Consider the following 18,696-nt stretch of genomic DNA (forward strand, 5'->3'; position numbering starts at 1 on the left):
GGCGGCGGCCGATGCCGCCGCGGGAGCGGCGGACGCAGCCGGCGCCGCGACGGGCGCAGGCAGCGGCGGCACGGCCGGCGGCAATGGTTCGGGCGGTTCCGGTGCGGGCGGTTCCGGTGCGGCAAGTTCGGCGACCAACGGAGGCACCGCTTCAACAGGAGGCGATGCAGCTTCCGCCAGCGCGGCGAACGCCGGCCCCGCAAACGCATCGGCGGCGCCGGCCACGGCGGCGCCAGGACCGGAGAGCGTAAGCACCGTCGCCCCCGCGGCTGGTCCGGTTCAGGCCGGCGAGCCGCCCTCGACCGTCGTCGATCAGGGGCCTCCGCCGGGCGACCCGGCGGTAGCGATCTCCTCGCCCCGGTCCGGCGCAATGGCGCGGAGCCCTATGCCGTCGCATCCCGGCCTCAGCGCATCGGCCGCCGGCCGGCAAGGAACGCCGGTTCCCGCCGTCGAAGGCATGTCTGCCACCCTCGCCGTCCCGCCGGCACTGCAGCCCCAGCAAGCGGCAGGCCGCGGGTCCGCAACCGTCGTAGCTGTCGATCCCGTGCGCCGCTAGGGCGCCTGGGACCCTTGTCGCGAAAGGGGCGGGCATGAAACGAATGCTTCGGGCTGGCGGCATGCTCCTGGCCGGACTCGCGCTGCTCGCAACCGGATGTTCGAGCGTGCCGAAGGTCGGCGAGCGCGCCATCCCGCGGCCGCCAGAGCCGGGCCTCTATGCCCTCTCCTCCGACGACCAGTTGAGGCGGCTGGACGGCTCGCCGGAATGGGAAGTGCGCAACTGGGCGTTACGCGCCGATCTGGCGCCCGACACGCTCCTCGTCATCGAACATCCCGCCCTCGCCCGCCGCCATGCCGCCTTGAGCGCGCCGTCCATCGAGCTCCGCCGCGTCGCCTGGATGCGCAGCGAGATCAATGCCGAAGGCGCGGTCATGCCCGCGGCGGAATGGCAATGGGTCGACACCGATCTGCCCTCACTCGCCGAACCGATGCAGGTGCATTGGATCAGTGCCTACGAGAACACGGTGGTGGCGCGGCCGCTCCGGCCGCTGGCACAGGGCCTCTATGCGGTACACTTCGCCGAGACCGACCCGCCGCTGCGCGCGCGTTTCGGCGTGGCCTGGAGCGGCATCGACCAGCAGCTCTACGCCGGCTTGAATTGCGTCGATCGCTATGTCGGCGAAGGCGCCGAAACATACCGCGCCTGCACCGATCAGGCCGTAGATATCTCCGTTCTGCCGCTGCGCAAGCTGAGGGTTCAGCTGACCAGCGCCAAGCGCCAGCCCATCGGCGGCGAACCGGGCCTTGTCGTGCACGGCACCATCGCCAATACGGGCAGCCAGAGCGCGCACGTTCCGCAGCTCTTGGCCCGCATGCTGGACAAGGATGGTCGCGTGCTGGGCCAATGGCTCTTCCCGGCCGAGAAGCAGATGCTTCGTCCCGGCGAAATCACTGCCTTTCGCACCGACATCCGCCGTCCCGCCGCCACGCTGGCCCATATCGGCGTCGAACTCGCCGTGCCCGAGCCCCGCTGGCGGCGTGCCGACACGCAGCGTTGATTCCCCGATGCCTCGGAACCGCCGAGGCATGTTGGAGATTCATTGCTTGCTCTGCCCATTCACAGGTGATGAACGCAGATGGTGATCGACGACATCGAGATCTATCGCTGCGCCAGGCAGTTGCTCGACAATCACGGCGACGAGGCCTTCGCCATTGCCGAGATGAAGTTCGAGACATTGGCGGAGGACGACGACCTTGAAGGTTGTGCGGTCTGGCGCCAGGTGATCTCGGCTCTCAAGGAACTGCGTCGACAAAGCCGCAGCCGTGACGAGCCGGTTAATTAGTATCGCCCTGGCACCGGTGACGGGTGTCGCAGCGATGCCCCGCGCCCCCGCAGGGGATGCCCGTCGGCATTCCGTCCCTCTTCAAAGGGAAGCGAGGATCAGGCCGACCAGCATCGCGACAATGAAGGCGGCGAAGATGCCGGCTGCCTGTTCGACGCGATTTCTGCGTGACTGACGGTACATCGGATCCCTCCGCGCCTGGCCCGTCTGCATCTACCGCTACGACGGTCAGCGGCGCGCGGATGGTGCGCGCCATCACATATGTAAGCGAGGTGCGGAGCGGTTGGTGCGCGGGCGCGACTTCGCCTAAGCTCAGACGAGAAGAACAGTATCCGATCGGGAGGATACGCCATGCGGTACAATCGCATCTCCGCCGACAGCCACCTCGACCTGCCCTGGATGCCGCCCGAGCTGTTCGTCTCGGAGGCGCCGGCCGCGCTGAAGGAGCGTATGCCCTTCGTGACGGACGGGCCGGACGGGCCGCGCTGGACTTCGAAGAACGGCGCCAGCTTCGGCCTGGTCAACGGCGTCGGCCCGGCGGGGCAGAAATACGTGCCCGGCAAGCATGCGCGGGTCGACATCATGGCCGGCACCGGCCTTTACGACGACGGAAAGAAGGGCGTCCGCCGGGTCAGCGACCCGCATCTGCGCATCAAGGACATGGACCGCGACGGCGTCGATGCCGAGGTGATCTACGGTATCCTCGGCGCCGCCTCGCGCCTCGACGACCGCGAGGCGGCCAACGAGATGCTGCGCATCTACAACGACTGGCTCAAGGAGTTCTGCAGCCACTATCCCGACCGCCATATCGGCCTCGCCTGCCTGCCCTACGGCGATATCGACGCCGCGGTGGCCGAGATCCACCGCGTGGCGAAGATGGGCCTGCGCGGCCTCGAGCTCTCCTGCTCCTGGGACATGGAGCCGATGTGGCACCCGATGTGGGACCCGCTCTGGAAGGCGGTGAACGACGTGCAGCTGCCGCTGCACTTCCACACCTTCCCCGCCGTCTCCAACAAGGTGCTGTCGAAATATGACGGCCGGGTCGGCCGTTCGGTCTTCTTCACCGTGGTCTCCGGCTTCCAGATGAATCTGATCAACATCCTGGCCGCGGTGATCGGCGCCAATGTGCTGGAACGGTTCCCGAATCTGCGCATCGCCTTCGGCGAGTCCGGTTGCGGCTGGATTCCCTATGCGCTCGACCGCATGGATTTCGAGTGGGAGGACCGCTTCCGCGATCTCGGCCTGAAGATGAAGCCCTCCGACTACTGGCGCCGCCAGTGCAAGGCAACGTTCCAGTTCGACCGCATCGGCGGCAAGCTGATCGACGACATGGGCGCCGAAAGCCTGATGTGGGGCTCCGACTACCCGCATGGCGACGGCGTCTGGCCGGAGAGCTCGAAATATATCGACGAGCAGTTCGCCCATCTGCCCGCGGAGGTGACCCGCAAGATCACCTGCGAGAATGCCGGCAAGTTCTACGGCCTGATGAACTGAGGGCCGCCGCCCGCGGCGCTCAGCGCATTATCCCGGCCATCCGGGTGAGGCCGAGCGCCACGGAGAGGAGATCGGAGCCTCCGGCCAGGCGGGCGGAGGGCGCCGCGCGCCCGACCGCCGCGCGAATGGCGGGCACCCGGCTCGACCCGCCGGTGAGAAAGATCGTGTCGATGGCATCCGGCGTGACGCCCGCCGCGGCGATGCAATCGCCCGCCGCCTTGCAGAGCCGCTCGACCCGGCTCCCGATGGCGCGGTCGAACCCGTCGCGCGTCGCCATTGCCGCAAGGCCCGTTTCGAGAAACTCGAGCGGCAGCGCCACCCGTTCCTCGACGCTCAGCGCGATCTTCGCCGCCTCGGCGGCGAAGGCCAGTCGATGGCCGAGCCGCCGGCGCAACACTTTCAGGAGTCGTTCGACCTTCTCGGGCTCGCGCGCCCGCGCGGCCAGCCGGGCGACCTCCCGCTCGTTCTTCTGCGTATAGGCGAAGTTGACCGTCGCCCAGGTGGCGAGCTCGTGATAGAGCGCGTTCGGCATCGGCAGGTTTTTCTCGATCAGGTGGGTGCCGAGCCCGAGCAGCGGCATGATCGCCGCAAGGCTCAGCGCGTTGTCGAAATCGGTGCCGCCGACGCGGACGCCGGCATTGGCCAGCACGTCGCCAGCGCGATCGGCGCGGCCGCGGCGCTCCGGCCCGACGCGGATGACGGAAAAATCGCTGGTGCCGCCGCCGATATCGGCGATCAGCACCAGCTCCTCCCGCTGCACCGTGCGCTCGTAATCGTGCGCCGCCGCGATCGGCTCGAAGACGAAGCTCACGTCGCGGAAGCCGGCCCGCCGCGCGACCTCCTCCAGCACCTTCTGCGCCCGCGCATCCGCCTTGTCGTCGTCGTCGAACCGCACCGGCCGGCCATGCACGACGGCAGCGATCTCCCGCCCGGCGAAGGCCTCCGCCTTCTGCTTCAGGTGCCGCACGAAGATCTCGACCACCTGCGTCAGCGGCACCTTGCGGTCGCCGAGCGCGGTCTTCTCGTCGATCAGGCTCGAGCCCAGGATCGACTTCAGCGCCCGCATCAGCCGTCCGTCGATCTGGTCGATATAGGCCGCGATCGCCGCGTTGCCGAACAGCACGCGTCCCTTGGTCTCGAAATCGAAGAACACCGCGCTCGGCACCAGCGTGCTGCCCGCCTCGACCGGCGCCAGCACAGGCCCATCGCTCCGCATGACGCCGATCGCCGAGTTTGACGTCCCGAAATCCAATCCGCAGGCGATCATCTCTGTCCCCTTCCCCATGCGAAGGGGTTCTCATCTATTGAGATGCGCGGGACGTTGCCAGACTGTTTCTTTCTCGCCTAAGATTGCCTCGACAGAGGGATGCGTGGAGCTTGCGCCCCTCACCCTCCCAGCGTCGCCGGGCCCGGCTGCTGCTCGCCGCGCCAGACGCGCTTCACCACCTCGGTGAGCTTCAGATGCGACGGCGCCGCGAGGCCGATCTCGGCGCCCTTCTCGGCGATGAAGCCGTTCATGAACTCGATCTCGGTGCGTCGGCCCTTGATCATGTCCTGCGCCATCGACGGGCGCTGGATATTGGCACGCGGGTTGGGCGGCGCCGAGTTCGAGCCCGGCGTCATCAGCCGGTCGGCCTCGGCGAAGGCCTCCTTGTCGCCGCGCGCGAGGCGGACGAGCAGCTCCGGCGCCAGCGGCCCGATCTTTTCCAGCGTATAGCCGAGCGCCTGGCCAATGGCGGCGCCTTCGGTCGCCAACCCGATCGCGAAATGCCGGATCGCCGGATTGCGGTCGCAATCGGTCGTGGTCATGCCGGTCGCCGCCGAGACGCCGTTCCGCATGCCGTTCATGCAGAGCTTGGACCAGCGCTCGCCCCACAGATTGGAGGTTGCCTTGGCGCTGTCGATCGGCCCGAACATCTCGACCAGCGCTTCCACGCGCGGCGTGATGCGGCCATGCACCTCGCCGATGCGGAACACGGTGTGCCGCTCGCCGCCGCGCGCCACGGTGCGGCGGATGCGGCCGGCCTCGAACATGTCGACCGAGATGACCGAGGCGATGCAGCCGACCGTCTTGCCCCAGCCGACGATGGCGGCGATCTTCTCCTCGTTCAGGCAGTTCTGCAGCGAGACGACGAAGCCAGATGGCGCAAGATAGGGCTTGATCAGCATGGTCGCCCATTCGGTGTCGTAGGACTTCACCGCGACGAAGGCGATATCGATCGGCGCCTCTTTGGCGAGGGACTGCACCTCGGTCAGGTGCATGGTCCGGGCCTTGGTGACGGTGAACTGCTCTTCCGGCGTGACGCCGTCGAGCTCGAGGCCGCGCTTGCGGATCGTCTCGATATGCTCCGGCCAGCCGTCGATCAGCGTCACGTCGTGTCCGGTCTGGGCCAGCCAGCCGCCGACATAGCCGCCGAGCGCCCCGGCCCCCACCACCGCGATCCGCGGCGCCGCGTTCCCCTTGGCCATCGTTTCCTCCGCCCGGTCTTTCTGGCTGTCCCTTGCGGCGATTCTAGCCCGCCGGGCCGCGGAGGTGAATGGCAGGAACGCAAAGCGGCGGGCGCCAGGGCCCGCCGCTCCGGTTGTCGAGGCTGAAGCTCTACTGCTTCTTCCCGGTGCTGTTCATGTCGCTCTTGGCGTCCGGCTGCTGCTTCAGCTGGGCCTTGGTGAGCGTGGTGATCAGCCGCATGTCGGCGCCGCTGCCGCTCTGGTTCAGCTGGTTCGCGTTGAGAATGATCTCGCGGCTGCCGATGCCGAGATCGGCACCAGCCGACACGACGAGCCTGTCGCCGTCCACCCGCTTCACGGTGCCGACCGCATCGCCGGCGCGGTCATAGACGGTCTTGCCGACCGCCCACTGGCCGAGCTTGGGCTTCACCGCGTTCTCGCGCGCGCTCTCCGCGCCCGGCGGGTTCTTCACCGCGCCACCGGCCTGCGGCGTCACCGTGTTGCCGGGATTGTCCTTGGTTCCACTGCCGGCCGCATAGGCGGCACCGGCACCGGACAAAAGAATCACGGCAGCGAGCGTAGCCATCCGATTCTGACGCATGTGGATGCTCCTTCTGGAAGTGTCTGACCGGAACGTCGCGGCACAACGCAGGTTCCGAATCGGCGCAGCTTCCCGAAGGCGCCCGGCATCGACGGCCGAGCTATGGTCGATTTTACACCTTGCATGAGCCGGGCAGAGCTTGGCAGTTGCAACCGGCTGATTTCGCTCCGCAACGTGCGGTTGGCACGCATCCTGTATGGGCTTCCGCGAGGGGGGATCTCAACCCATCGGCTCGACGATCGGAGGATCCCATGAAGCATATTTTCCTGGCCGGCGCCGCCGCCATCGCGCTCAGCTTCGGTGCGATCGGCACGGCAAACGCGGCCCTTCTCAATATCCAGCCCGGCGTCGCCTACACCACGCCGGCGATCAACGACGTCATACCCGGCGTCGACGGCTTCATCGGCGGCGCGCTGCAGGCGACGCAGAACGTCACGCTCACCTACGAGTTCATCGGCTTCGAAGCCGGCTTCACCGACGAGTTCTACGTCGACGATGTGCTCGCCTTCGTCAACAACCTGGCGACGATGGGCGACACGGTCGCCAGCTCGGCCGCGGCAGGCCAGCTGCTCGATTTCCATTTCATCGCCGACACGCTGGGCGCCAATGGCGGGCCGTTCTTGAAAGAGAACGAGGTGACCAACGACAACAACCCCGTGGGCTATTTCCTCGGCGTTGTCGGCGGCGGCCCCGGCGACACGATGGGCGATGCGATCTATATCGCCCTCGACGACAGCGGCGCCGCTCTCGACGACAACCATGACGACCTCGTCGTCATCGTCCGCGCTACCGCGGTGGACGTGCCCGAGCCGGCGACGCTTGCCGTGCTCGGCACCGGCCTGATCGGCCTCGGCCTGCTGGCGCGCCGGCGGCGGAAGTAACACGCGATCGATCGCGGGGACGGCCGGGTCGGGAGACCCGGCCGGACTCGACAAATCAGACATCGACGGCCCCTCGCGGGGGCCGTCCTCTTTTCAGCGGACCTCTATTTGGCGGGCGGCGCCTGCCTTAGGAAAGCGCGCGGGCGACCGCATAGACGGCGCCGGCGATGACCAGCCAGCCGCCGGCAGACAGGGCGAGCCAGGAAAGCATGCAGGTCTTCAGCGGGGCCGTCTGCTCCCCGGACCGATCATGTTCGCGCGTGCTGTCGGCGATTCGCATGGCCCTCGTCTCTCCCCCGTCATGTTCTTCTGTCGAGCTTGGCTGCCCGAATTGGGTGCAGCAGAGCACAATTCGCCGAGCCTCGTATCTGGCCATTCGGCCTATCCGGATTTTGTCACGGCAGCTTTCGCCGGCCGGACGCCGCACATGGATCGGGCGGCGCCCGGCCCTTGTTCCAACCTTGCCGGGCAGGGAGGGGAACGGGTCCCGGCACCCGATCAATGCGCCCCACGGGCCGGCGGTTGCGGTGCCGCCGCAATGCCCCGGCCTTGTCACCGCCACGAGGGCTGCCGCCTTGCCGCAGATGAATTGCGATGGGGCTACGCAACTGCAGGCGAGGTTAGGGGACGCGGGCAGTTGCCTTCGGGGCCCGCATCGGCTTGGCTCGCCCTTCGGCCCGGCCCGCCCATCGGCCTGGCCCGCCAATCGGCCCGGCTCGCCAATCGACCTGGCCCAGGGGGTGCGCATGACCGAACGGAGTACCGGGGCCAGGCCCGTCACCGGCGGCTGCCTCTGCGGCGCCGTGCGGTTCGAATGCGACGAGCCGCCGGTGATGGCGCGGGCGTGCTGGTGCCGCGTCTGCCAGTACCTGTCGTCCGGCAATGCCTCGATCAACGTGGCGCTCCGCACCGCGACCTTCCGCGTCACCGGCGCGCTCGGCGAATACCGCAGCACCGCCGATAGCGGCAACCGCATGCGCCGCCGCTACTGCGCGGCCTGCGGCACCCCTCTGTTCAGCGAGTCGGATGCCCGCCCCGGCCTGATCGTGGTGCGCGCCGGCGCCCTGGACGATCCCGAGCTCGGCCGGCCGTCCGGCTATATCTGGACCGGCTCGGCACCGAGCTGGGCCCGGATCGATCCGGGCCTCGCCAATTGCGAAGGCCAGCCGCCGCCGGCCGCTTCCCACAGATGAGCGCCGCAAGCAAGCCATGACCGACCACCCTGTCCTCATCGCCGGCGGCGGCATCGGCGGACTCGCCACCGCGCTGACGCTGCACCAGATCGGCGTGCCCTGTGTCGTGTTCGAGGCGGTGCGCGAGATGCGCCCGCTCGGCGTCGGCATCAACCTGCAGCCGAACGCAGTGCGCGAGCTCTATGACCTCGGCATCGGCGCCGAGGCGCTCGACCGCATCGGCGTGCCGGCCAAGGAATGGGCCCTGGTCGGGCTGAACGGCCGCGAGATCTATGCCGAGCCGCGCGGGCTCGATGCCGGCTACCACTGGCCGCAATACGCCGTGCATCGCGGCCAGTTCCACATGGCGCTCTATCGGCAGGTGATCGAGCGCATCGGGCCGCAGGCGATCCGCCTCGGCTGTCGCGTCACCGGCTACCGGAAGAACAGCGACGGCAGCGTCAGCGCGCTGATCGAGCATGCCGACGGCACCACCTCCGACGCGCGCGGCAGCCTGCTGGTCGCCGCCGACGGCATCCATTCGGCGATCCGCGCGCAGATGCACCCGAACCAGCCGCCGATCCACTGGGGCGGCGCCCTCATGTGGCGCGGCACCACCTGGGCCAAGCCGATCCGCACCGGCTCGTCCTTCATCGGCCTCGGCACCCATCGCCACCGCATGGTGATCTATCCGATCTCGCATCCCGATCCTGTGACGGGCCTCGCACTGATCAACTGGATCGCCGAGGTGACGCTCGATAGTGCGGAGGGCTGGCAGCAGACCGGCTGGTTCCGCCAGGTGCCGACCGCCGACTTCGCGCACCACTTCGCGGATTGGAAATGGGACTGGCTCGACGTGCCCGCGCTGATCGCCGGCGCCGACGGCGCCTTCGAGAACCCGATGATCGACCGCGACCCGGTGCCGAGCTGGGCCGACGGCCCAGTGGCCCTGCTCGGCGACGCGGCGCATGCGATGTATCCGACCGGCTCCAACGGCGCGAGCCAAGCCATCGTCGATGCCCGGGTGCTCGGCGCCGCGATGCTGCAGCACGGCGTGACGCCCGCCGCGCTCGCCGCCTACGACGCGAAGCTCTGCGGCCCGATCTCGGCAGTGGTGCTGCGCAACCGCGGCGCCGGCCCGTTCGGCCTGCTCGCCATGGTGGACGAGCGCTGCGGCGGCCGGTTCGAGAATATCGACGAGGTGATCCCGGCGCAGGAGCGCGCCGCGTTCATGGCCGGCTACAAGGCCGCCGCGGGCTTCGCCGTCGAACAGCTCAACAAGGCGCCGGCGACGATCCCGAAGGGTGCCCGCGTGGCGAAGTCCTGAGCCCGCCCTCCGCGCCGGTTCAGATGGCGCCGCCGTCCGACATGTAGAAGACGGTCAGGCAGAGAAACATGTCGACTTCCGCGCCGTCGCCGGCGAGGGGAAGGATCACCCGCTCCAGTTCGCGCACATGTTCCATATGGCTGAGCGAGGACGGGCCGCGCCGCCAGTCGATGCGCCCGGTGGCGAGCACCCGCCGGAACGGCGCGGCGGTGATCTTCGCCTCGGCTTCGGGTGCCACGTCCTCGAAGAACTTCCCTGCGCGCAGCCGGGCGCCGACCTGCCCGAAGGCGGTGCCGACGAGGCGCGCGCGGAACAGGCGCGGATCGTCCTTGACGACGTCGACGAGCCAGATGTTCTTCAGAAGCTGCGGGACCTGCAGGGGATCGAAATGTCCGCGGCCGGGCAGCAGGCCGGGGGCCGGCCGCAGGGATTTCCAGTGCCCGACAATCTCGGCGATCCTGGAATGAACGCCGGCAGGCACGTCCTCGTCGGCGCCGAACTCCGCCCGCCGGCTGTCGGCCAGCCGTTCGCCCAGCGGGCGCAACAGCGCAATTTCCGGCCCCGGCGGTTCGTCCGGCATCGACGAGTCTCCCACGTCGACCAGCCTAGCACCTCGGAGCCAGCGGCAGTTGCTCGCTCGGTGGCGGACGCCGCCCCGCGGCAGCGCCCGGCCTTCCGGTGATCGCAGCCGAGCCGCTTCCGTCCCGGCCCGGTCTCGATCCGCGCCGCGTCAGCTCCAGTTGGTCGGCACGTTGTAATACTGGTCGACCTGGCGGCCGTAATCCGGCGTCCAGGCGAAATCGCTTTCCTTGTAATGCGGTGCGCTCTCGAGCTGGCGCCGGTCGAGATCGACCACGAAGCCGCCCTTGCTCTTGTCGTAGTCGAGCTTGGCCCAGGGCAGCGGGTGATAGCTCTCGCCCATGCCGAGGAAGCCGCCGAACGACATGATGGCGTAGCAGACATTGCCGCGCCGCTTGTCGATCATGATGTGGTCCACCGTGCCGATCTTCTCGCCGGCGCGGTTGTAGACGGTCGTGCCTTCCACCTTGTCGGCGGCGATGATGTCGCTCGACGTGGAATCGGCCTTCCGCTCCAGATGTTCGTTCTTGGCCATCGCGGGTCCTCCTGTTCCGGGGTTGTGGTGGCCTACGAACGGGGTTGAGGGCGGCGCGGTTCCGCGGCGTGGCCGAGGCGATGCGCCCGCAATGTCAGCCGCCGAGGGCGGAGGCGACGGCAGCGCCGGCTCATTCTGTCACGGCGCCGCCGGTCCCCGGCGGATCGGGGTCAACTTGCCCCGTTCTGCCACCGCCGCCATGCCGGCCCGGCCAGCCCGATCAACAGCAACACCACCGTCGACGGCTCCGCCACCGCAACCTGGCGCAGATAGTGGATCTCGACCGCCATATCGTTCGGTCCGAACCCAGGGCCATCGGGCCGGAAGTCGAAACTTCCCTGCAGAATGAAATCGAGCAGCGTCTCGCCGAACTCGATCACCAGCCAGTCCACCGGCTCGAGCGGCCCGCTGCCGGGCGGCGCGTTGGCCGGCTCCTGGCAGACCGGCTCCGGCGGCGGCTCGCAGGTCGGCCCGTCGCCGGGGGCGGTGGGCGCATCGCGCACGGTCTGCACCGCCGGCACCAGCAGCACGATCGCCAGCGGATCGACGGCGCCGCTCAGCGTCGTGGCGGTCGGTATGGCATTCACGCTGTGCGTCGCTTCGCCGAACGTGGCGGTGACGAGACGGAAGCCGATCGCGCTCCCGGCCTGGACCGCCGGCTGGCCAACCGCCGACCCGCCCTCGACGAAGCCCCCGGCGCCCGCGGCCGGATCGAAGCCGAAGCCGATCGCGTATCCACCCGAAAGGCCGCGCGAGATCGGCACCAAGGTGGAGGCGAGGCTCTCATAGCCGGCCGCGCGCAGTGCGAGGTCGTCGTCGAACACGGTCGCCGAGGGCGCGGCGAACAGCGGCGAAGGCGCAGCCAGCAGAACCATCGCCACGAGCGCGGAACGGAGCATGCCGCCTCCCGTCGTCGGAGCCCGGGGCAGTGCTCTGCGCGGCACCTTCCTTGTCGCGGGCTCAAGCCTCACGGAGGGAAGCGTGCGGTCCGCGGGCCGCGGTGTCAAACGCGGGGGCCATCCCGGCGCTTATCGCCGGCTCACCGCGGTCGTGACATTCCGCAAGGTGGGGCTCACGCCGTTGCCAACCCGACCCCCAACGCTGTGGCACTCACTGCCATCTTGAGGTCGAAGGTGGCGAGTCTCGCGCCCAGGCGCTGCGCGATCGCGATATTGATGGCGTCGGGCGTCCGGAGCGTCAGGTCGAGACGGCGCAGAAATGCCGACGCCGCGGCCACATCCGCTGTTGCCATGTCCGCGCGGGTCGCCGCGCGCGCGCTCCAGGCGTCGAAATTGGCGAAGGCGATCCGCGCGTCGTCGGCCGAGAGTTCGGCCATGCGCACACGGCGGGCAATAGCGGAGGTGAGTTCGGCGCCGGCGAAGTCCGAAACCAGCACCGTCACCGGCGCCGCGTCGCGCAGGAAAGCGTCGGCGCGCTCGGAGAGCGCATCATTGGTGAACAGTGCGACCAGGACGCTGGCATCGAGATAGAGGCTCAACGCTCGTCGTCATCCCGCATGGTGCTGACCAGCTTGCCGGCTTCGGTCTTTGCGGGGGAAGCGCCGACGCGCCGTGCCGCCAGCCAGTCGAGATCCGTTGCCGTCAGCTGCCGGGCGGGAGGCGCCACCGGCCGCAGCTCGACCACGGGACGCCCATGCCGGGTGATCACCACGCCCTCCCCTTCGAGTGCGCGGTCGATCAGGTCCGACAGCTTGTTCTTGGCCTCGGCAACGCTGTGGATGCTCATGGGGAACGAATATAGCCATCAAATGGACATTTTGTCCATTGGGACGGAAAATTTCGGTTTTTGGTGAGCCCGTCGGGATTCGAACCCGAGACCCTCTGATTAAAAGTCAGATGCTCTACCGGCTGAGCTACGGGCTCTCGCGCGGGGATATGACGCGGGATGCGGCGCGGCGCAAGCTAGGCGCGGGGCGCGGCAGCGTCAAATTCTCTGCGGCGGCTGAAGCTCGGCGGGTTGTCACTCGACAAATTTCCCGTTTAATGTTATATTTCCCAAATGGAATTTAATTGCATTCCCGCAACGCAAATCACCCTGCATCCCTCCCTGGTGGAGCCGGGCGGCGGAAAGGATGCGCCGCGGAACAGGTGCGCCGCTTTTTCCGCCGTGGCCCAGCCCCGTCCGCCACGGGCTGGTCGTGCCGCGGCGGAGAGCCGCGGATGCCCGGGTCGTTGCCAGGGCACGACGGGGAGAGGAACAGGTGCGCCGCCCCACCGTGCCGGGCGGCTGGATGGCGAAAGGGAACAGATGCGCCGCGGGACGGGGCCGGCCCCCCTTCAAGCGCTGCCTGGCCGGCTGGGGCACCGCGGAACAGATGTGCCGCTCCACCGCGTCGGCGGGCGAGGGAACAAATGCGCCGTCGGGCCAGGCCGGCGCCGTTCTCGTGCCCCCTTAGCCGATCGGCGCTGGGGAACAGATGCGCCGCCCTGCCGCTTCCCTGGCCGACCGGGGACCGGCGAAAGGGAACAGATGTGCCGCGGAACAGACGCGCCGCGGAACAGATATGCCGCGGCGGCCTCTCGCCTCCGCCGGCTGCCCGTCTATAGTCCCGCGCCATGACCGCTCCCTCGCCTGCCTCGATCGACATGATCGAGCGGCTGATCGGCTTCCAGACCGTCAGCCGCGATTCCAATCTCGAGCTCATCCACTGGGTCCAGGGCTACCTGAAGGAGCTCGGCGTCGAGTGCCTGCTCTCCTTCGAGCCCGGCGGCCGCAAGGCCAATCTCTACGCCACGCTCGGGCCGAAGGACCGGCCGGGCGTGCTGCTCTCCGGCCATACCGACGTGGTGCCGATCGACGGCCAGGAATGGGTGACCGATCCGTTCAAGGTGGCGCGCAAGGGCGACAAGCTCTATGGCCGCGGCACCTGCGACATGAAGAGCTTCGTCGCCATCGCCCTCGCCATGGCGCCGGATTTCCTGAAAGCCAACCTGAAGACGCCGATCCACTACGCCTTCTCCTTCGACGAGGAGGTCGGCTGCATCGGCGTGCGCCACCTGATCGAGCAGATCCGGCCGATGCCGGTCAAGCCCAAGGCCTGCATCGTCGGCGAGCCGACCGAGATGAAGGTGGTCATCGCCCACAAGGGCAAGCGCTCCTATATCTGCCGCGTGCGCGGGCTGGAATGCCATTCCTCGCTGGCGCATACCGGCGTCAATGCGGTGGAGGCGGCGGCGGAGATCGTCGCCTATATGAAGGGCATGGCGCGCGAGCGCCGGGCCCGCGGGCCGTTCGACCAGGATTATTCCCCGCCCTACACCACCATCCATACCGGCCTGATCAACGGCGGCACGGCCCTCAACATCGTGCCGAAGGACTGCGAGTTCGTGTTCGAATGGCGCTACCTGCCGGACGACGATCCGGAAGCGATCTTCGCCGAGGTGGAGAAATACGCCCGCGAGGAAATCGAACCGGAGATGAAGGCGGTCGATCCTTCGACCGGCATCTCGTTCGAGGAGATCTCCGGCATCCCGGGCCTCGACACGACGGAAGATGCCGAGGTGACTGCCCTCGCCAAGGCCCTCACCGGCGGCAACAGCACCTACAAGGTGTCGTTCGGCACCGAGGCGGGCCTGTTCCAGGAAGCCGGCATCCCCACCATCGTCTGCGGTCCGGGCTCGATCGACCAGGCCCACAAGCCGAACGAGTTCATCGCGCTGGACCAGATCACCGCCTGCGAAGCCTTCCTCACCCGCCTGAAAGACAGGTGTGCGGCGGCTTAGTTAAATTTCACCACGGAGAGCACGGAGGACACGGAGGCAAACGGGGAATTTCTCTTGATCGCGCGAAGCGCGTTCCCACTTTCTCCGTGTGCCTCCGTGTCCTTGGCGTCCTCCGTGGTGAAAAACCCGCCTGCCTTAAGGAATTAAGCCTATTGCTGCATTGCAACATTAACCGGCTACGGCTATAAGCGCCGCGGCCCGGACCAGGAAGTTCTTATGGATATTCGCAATATCGCCATCATCGCGCACGTCGATCACGGCAAGACGACCCTGGTCGACTGCCTGCTGCGCCAATCCGGCACCTTCCGGGAGAACCAGCAGGTGGCCGAGCGGGCGATGGATTCCAACGACCTGGAGCGCGAGCGCGGCATCACCATCCTAGCCAAATGCACCTCGGTCGTCTGGAAGGGCACCCGCATCAACATCGTCGACACGCCGGGCCATGCCGATTTCGGTGGCGAGGTGGAGCGCATCCTGTCGATGGTCGACGGCGCCGTGGTGCTGGTCGATGCCGCCGAGGGCCCGATGCCGCAGACCAAGTTCGTGGTCGGCAAGGCGCTCGCCCAGGGCCTGCGGCCGATCGTCATGGTCAACAAGGTGGACCGCCCGGATGCCCGCGCGACCGCGGTGCTGAACGAGGTGTTCGACCTGTTCGCCGCGCTCGACGCGACGGAAGAGCAGCTCGACTTCCCCTCGCTCTTCGCCTCCGGCCGCCAGGGCTGGGCCAGCCCCGCGCTCGACGGCGAGCGCAAGGACCTGGCGCCGCTGTTCGACCTGATCCTCGCCCATGTGCCGCCGCCGAAGGCGGAGCCGGACAAGCCGTTCCGCATGCTGGCGACCACGCTCGAGAGCGACAACTTCCTCGGCCGCGTGCTCACCGGCCGTATCCATTCCGGCGAGATCAAGGTCAACTCGACGATCAAGGCGCTGCGCCGCGACGGCACGGTGATCGAGAGCGCCCGCATCACCAAGCTGCTGTCGTTCCGCGGCCTGGAGCGGGTGCCGACCGAGAGCGCCCAGGCGGGCGACATCGTCGCCATCGCCGGCTTCAAGGAAGCGACCGTCGCCGACACGCTCTGCCTGCCCGAGGTGAACGAGCCGATCCTGGCGCCGCCGATCAGCCCGCCGACGCTCGCGATGACCTTCTCGGTGAACGACTCCCCGCTCGCCGGCCGCGAGGGCGACAAGGTGACCAGCCGGGTGATCCGCGCCCGCCTGCTGCGCGAGGTCGAGGGCAACGTGGCGATCCGCGTGCGCGAGACCGAGGAGAAGGACGCCTTCGAGGTGGCCGGCCGCGGCGAGCTGCAGCTCGGCGTGCTGATCGAGGTGATGCGCCGCGAGGGCTTCGAGCTCTCCGTTGGTAGACCTCGGGTGCTGTACCGCACCAACCCGGAGACCGGCCAGCAGGAAGAGCCGATCGAGGAAGTCACCGTCGATGTCGACGAGGAATTCGCCGGCGTGGTGGTGGAGAAGCTTGCCCAGCGCCGGGCCGAGCTGCGCGACATGCGGCCGACCGGCGGCGGCAAGACCCGCATCGTGTTCTTCGCGCCGTCGCGCGGCCTGATCGGCTATCACGGCGAGTTCCTGACCGATACCCGCGGCACCGGCGTGCTGAACCGCATCTTCCACGGCTACGCGCCGCACAAGGGCCCGATCCAGGGCCGGCGCAACGGCGTGCTGATCTCCAACACCGACGGCTCGATCGTCGCCTATGCGCTCTGGAACCTTGAGGATCGCGGGCCGATGTTCGTCGATCCCGGGGTCGAGACCTATCCCGGCATGATCATCGGCGAGCACAACCGCGGCAACGATCTCGAGGTCAACCCGCTGAAGGCGAAGCAGCTAACCAACGTGCGCACGCACAGCCACGACGAGATGATCCGCCTGACGCCGCCGCGCCGGATGACGCTCGAACAGGCGATCGCCTATATCGAGGACGACGAGGTGGTCGAGGTGACGCCGAAATCGATCCGGCTCCGCAAGCGCCTCTTGGACGCGAACGACAGGAAGCGCGCCTCGCGCGCCGCCGCCGCCAGCTAGCGGCTACACGCGGCGCCACCCAGCACGCAGAACTTGGCGCAGTGCGGGTGGTTGAGCGGCACGGGCTTGAGCGCCTCGGCCAGGCTGCGGCCCAGCTCGAAGGCCGCGTCATAGGCGATCAGGGTGCAGGCGAGGACGGCCGGGCCGGCGGCGCCCTTCCGCTTCACCACCATGCGCGAGGTGGCGCACATCATGCTGTCGGGGCTGCGCTTGAGGATGCCCCAGCAGGCGGTGGTGATCTCCGGCACGTCGACCCGCTCGTCCATCTCCGGGAAAACGACCAGCTCGACCGGATCCGCCGCCGCGAGCGGCAGCCCGATCTCCGCGAACAGCCGGGCAAAGCCCGCGCGCAATTCGCCCTCCGGCTCGTCCCCCGCCCGCGCCGCGACGTGGACATTGAAGCCCTGCTCGACCAGCCAGCGCAGCCCGTCCAGCGCCGGCCGCCAGCTCCGCTCACCCCGTACCCGCTCATGGCCCTCGGCCGTGTGGTGGTCGAGCGAGACGCGGAAGGTCAGCCGCTCGCGCGGCAGCCGGGCGACCTCGCGGCGCAGGCGCTGCATCGACCGCATCGCATTGGTCAGCACCATGACCCGGAAGCCGCGCTCCAGTGCCAGCGCGATCATCGCCGGCAGGTCGCGGTTCATGAACGGCTCGCCGCCGGTGAAGCCGATCTCCTCCGTGCCGAGCTCGAGGCTCCCGATCTCGTCCAGATACCCGCGCACCTCCTCGAGACTCAGATAGGCGAGCCGGTCGTTTTTCGGCGAGCTCTCGATGTAGCAGCCCTCGCAGGCGATGTTGCAGAGCGTGCCGGTGTTGAACCAGAGGGTGCGCAGCGCCGTCGGCGCCACCGTGGCCCGCGTCTCGCCCTTCGCGGTGACGAAGGGATCGCGGAACTTCCGCGGGTCCAGCGGGATGGCGTTCATCGAGCCCTCTCCTTCCAGGCGCGGAAATCGGCGCCGGTATCGATGTCGCTGAGCGGCGCGAGCTGCGCCACCTTCGCGCCGTTCAGCTGCCGCAGCGTATCGGCCAGCGCGTGTTCGGTCGACCACGCGACGCCCCGGAACGGCGGCCTGCGCCGCGCCCGCGGGCTGAGACCGACGAGCCAGTAGCCGCCATCGGTCGCCGGGCCGAACACCGCCTCGCTTCCGCCCAACGCCCGAAACGCCGCCCAGACATGGCCCGCATTCAGCTCCGGGATGTCGGCGCCGATCAGCACCACCGGCCCCGGCGGCAGCCGGCGAAACGGCCGCGCCATGCGCTGGCCGAGATCGCCCCGCCCCTGCGGCCGGCCCAACCGCAGGGCCGCCCGGTCGGGCGTCACCCAGAGCGTCGCCGACCAGCGCCGGTCGCGCACCAAGGGACGGAGCCGCGCCATCTGTGCCCGCTGGAAGCGCAGCGCCGCGAGGTCGCCGATGTCGCGCGCGAGCCGACGCTTGCCGCGGCCGAGCTCGGGCGCCCGCAGGAAGATGGCCAGGTGCCGCTTCATCCGTAGAGCCGTGCGATCAGGCGCGGCGGCAGGCCGAGGAAGTAGAGCGAGAGGCAGGCGAGGTTGCGGGCCGAGCGCAGGCGCCAGCCGCCCCGCTGCCAGCGTTCGGCCGAAGTCACCGCATCCGCCGGCAGAGCAACCAGCCGTCGCCGGCCGAGCCGGCGCACCAGGTCGACATCCTCCATCAGCGGCAGCGGCCTGAAGCCGCCGACCCGTTCGTAGAGCGCGCGCGACAGGAACAGCCCCTGGTCGCCGTAAGGCAGGCCGAGCCGGGCCGAGCGCCACGCCACCAGCCGCTCCAGCCGCCGCGCCGCCGGCGCGCCGTCGTCCAGTCGGAAGCGGAAATAGCCGGCGCGGTCAAAGGCGTCCGGTCCTGCAGCCAGATCCTCGACCGCGCGGCGCCAGCCCGGCGCAAGCCGGGTATCGGCATGGACGAAGATCAGCCAGTCGCCCCGCACCGCCGACGCCCCGGCGGCAAGCTGGCCGCCCCGCCCGCGCGGCGCCGTCAGCACCCGGGCACCGCGCGCCCGGGCAACCGCCGCCGTCGCG

At 68.9% G+C, this 18,696-nt stretch carries 21 protein-coding genes and 1 tRNA gene; 8 read left to right on the forward strand and 14 right to left on the reverse strand.

The genetic code is table 11. The features are described 5' to 3' along the window. Positions 1-255 (reverse strand): hypothetical protein (locus tag DT074_RS28620; RefSeq protein ID WP_368744895.1); only part of this gene is annotated, 255 nt, incomplete at its 3' end. A 407-nt stretch (positions 256-662) separates the two neighbouring features. Between DT074_RS28620 and DT074_RS25265 the strand changes: the two genes are divergently transcribed. The 3 genes from DT074_RS25265 to DT074_RS25275 all read left to right on the forward strand — a co-directional run bounded on the left by DT074_RS25265 (position 663) and on the right by DT074_RS25275 (position 3,335). Next, entirely contained in the window at positions 663-1,556 is an 894-nt protein-coding gene (locus tag DT074_RS25265) for an FxLYD domain-containing protein (RefSeq protein WP_162915218.1), read from the forward strand. Between the two features lie 78 nt (positions 1,557-1,634). After that, complete coding sequence (locus tag DT074_RS25270) at positions 1,635-1,841, forward strand: hypothetical protein (protein WP_119422640.1); 207 nt, start codon at positions 1,635-1,637, stop codon at positions 1,839-1,841. A 351-nt stretch (positions 1,842-2,192) separates the two neighbouring features. Continuing rightward, positions 2,193-3,335 carry an amidohydrolase family protein gene (locus DT074_RS25275; RefSeq protein ID WP_119422641.1) on the forward strand — a complete coding sequence of 381 codons (1,143 nt, stop codon included), beginning with the start codon at positions 2,193-2,195 and terminating at the stop codon, positions 3,333-3,335. 19 nt (positions 3,336-3,354) lie between these two features. Here the strand turns inward: DT074_RS25275 and DT074_RS25280 are convergent, their stop codons facing one another. From DT074_RS25280 to DT074_RS25290, 3 genes are all read right to left on the reverse strand, one after another. Continuing rightward, entirely contained in the window at positions 3,355-4,620 is a 1,266-nt protein-coding gene (locus DT074_RS25280; RefSeq protein WP_368744896.1) for an Hsp70 family protein, read from the reverse strand. 101 nt (positions 4,621-4,721) lie between these two features. Further along, entirely contained in the window at positions 4,722-5,804 is a 1,083-nt protein-coding gene (locus DT074_RS25285) for a ketopantoate reductase family protein (RefSeq protein ID WP_119422643.1), read from the reverse strand. A 130-nt stretch (positions 5,805-5,934) separates the two neighbouring features. Next, positions 5,935-6,384 (reverse strand): PRC-barrel domain-containing protein, encoded by a 450-nt coding sequence (locus DT074_RS25290; RefSeq protein WP_162915219.1) that lies wholly within the window; start codon positions 6,382-6,384, stop codon positions 5,935-5,937. Positions 6,385-6,635: 251 nt separating this feature from the next. On the opposite strand from DT074_RS25290, the gene DT074_RS28625 reads away from it, so the two are divergent. Continuing rightward, complete coding sequence (locus tag DT074_RS28625) at positions 6,636-7,265, forward strand: PEP-CTERM sorting domain-containing protein (RefSeq protein WP_368744897.1); 630 nt, start codon at positions 6,636-6,638, stop codon at positions 7,263-7,265. Positions 7,266-7,392: 127 nt separating this feature from the next. On the opposite strand, the gene DT074_RS28300 is transcribed toward DT074_RS28625, so the two are convergent. After that, positions 7,393-7,545 carry a hypothetical protein gene (locus DT074_RS28300; protein ID WP_162915220.1) on the reverse strand — a complete coding sequence of 51 codons (153 nt, stop codon included), beginning with the start codon at positions 7,543-7,545 and terminating at the stop codon, positions 7,393-7,395. A 466-nt stretch (positions 7,546-8,011) separates the two neighbouring features. Here DT074_RS28300 and DT074_RS25300 point away from each other — a divergent pair, with 466 nt between their 5' ends. Beyond that, complete coding sequence (locus DT074_RS25300) at positions 8,012-8,458, forward strand: GFA family protein (RefSeq protein WP_119422645.1); 447 nt, start codon at positions 8,012-8,014, stop codon at positions 8,456-8,458. 16 nt (positions 8,459-8,474) lie between these two features. Next, positions 8,475-9,764, forward strand: coding sequence for a flavin-dependent oxidoreductase (locus tag DT074_RS25305; protein WP_119422646.1), 1,290 nt, complete (start codon positions 8,475-8,477; stop codon positions 9,762-9,764). Between the two features lie 19 nt (positions 9,765-9,783). Here DT074_RS25305 and DT074_RS25310 read toward each other — a convergent pair whose 3' ends face one another. From DT074_RS25310 to DT074_RS25335, 6 genes are all read right to left on the reverse strand, one after another. Beyond that, complete coding sequence (locus tag DT074_RS25310) at positions 9,784-10,344, reverse strand: PAS domain-containing protein (protein WP_119422647.1); 561 nt, start codon at positions 10,342-10,344, stop codon at positions 9,784-9,786. 150 nt (positions 10,345-10,494) lie between these two features. Continuing rightward, entirely contained in the window at positions 10,495-10,878 is a 384-nt protein-coding gene (locus DT074_RS25315) for a PRC-barrel domain-containing protein (RefSeq protein WP_119422648.1), read from the reverse strand. 170 nt (positions 10,879-11,048) lie between these two features. Further along, complete coding sequence (locus DT074_RS25320) at positions 11,049-11,777, reverse strand: hypothetical protein (RefSeq protein WP_162915221.1); 729 nt, start codon at positions 11,775-11,777, stop codon at positions 11,049-11,051. 173 nt (positions 11,778-11,950) lie between these two features. Next, positions 11,951-12,376: a type II toxin-antitoxin system VapC family toxin gene (locus DT074_RS25325; protein ID WP_119422650.1), complete on the reverse strand. Its 426-nt coding sequence runs from the start codon at positions 12,374-12,376 to the stop codon at positions 11,951-11,953. Next, on the reverse strand, positions 12,373-12,624 hold the full coding sequence (locus tag DT074_RS25330; protein WP_119422651.1) for a type II toxin-antitoxin system Phd/YefM family antitoxin: 252 nt from the start codon (positions 12,622-12,624) through the stop codon (positions 12,373-12,375). The genes DT074_RS25325 and DT074_RS25330 overlap by 4 nt, the downstream gene beginning before the upstream one ends. 61 nt (positions 12,625-12,685) lie before the next feature. After that, positions 12,686-12,761: transfer RNA gene (locus DT074_RS25335), tRNA-Lys, on the reverse strand. Positions 12,762-13,454: 693 nt separating this feature from the next. On the opposite strand from DT074_RS25335, the gene argE reads away from it, so the two are divergent. Continuing rightward, on the forward strand, positions 13,455-14,621 hold the full coding sequence (gene argE / locus DT074_RS25340; RefSeq protein ID WP_119422652.1) for an acetylornithine deacetylase: 1,167 nt from the start codon (positions 13,455-13,457) through the stop codon (positions 14,619-14,621). 216 nt (positions 14,622-14,837) lie between these two features. Continuing rightward, on the forward strand, positions 14,838-16,661 hold the full coding sequence (typA, locus tag DT074_RS25345) for a translational GTPase TypA (RefSeq protein WP_119422653.1): 1,824 nt from the start codon (positions 14,838-14,840) through the stop codon (positions 16,659-16,661). Here typA and DT074_RS25350 read toward each other — a convergent pair. From DT074_RS25350 to DT074_RS25360, 3 genes are all read right to left on the reverse strand, one after another. Continuing rightward, complete coding sequence (locus DT074_RS25350; RefSeq protein WP_119422654.1) at positions 16,658-17,584, reverse strand: radical SAM protein; 927 nt, start codon at positions 17,582-17,584, stop codon at positions 16,658-16,660. The genes typA and DT074_RS25350 overlap by 4 nt on opposite strands. Further along, a complete protein-coding gene (locus DT074_RS25355; RefSeq protein WP_119422655.1) occupies positions 17,581-18,147 on the reverse strand; it encodes a TIGR04282 family arsenosugar biosynthesis glycosyltransferase in 567 nt (188 codons plus the stop codon). Before DT074_RS25355 ends, DT074_RS25350 begins: the two co-directional genes overlap by 4 nt. Beyond that, positions 18,144-18,696, reverse strand: a 553-nt coding sequence (locus DT074_RS25360) for a glycosyltransferase (RefSeq protein ID WP_119422657.1), incomplete at its 5' end; no start/stop codon positions are given. The genes DT074_RS25360 and DT074_RS25355, both read right to left, overlap by 4 nt.

It is taken from the genome of Desertibaculum subflavum (assembly GCA_003576705.1).
GTDB lineage: Bacteria > Pseudomonadota > Alphaproteobacteria > Ferrovibrionales > Ferrovibrionaceae > Desertibaculum > Desertibaculum subflavum.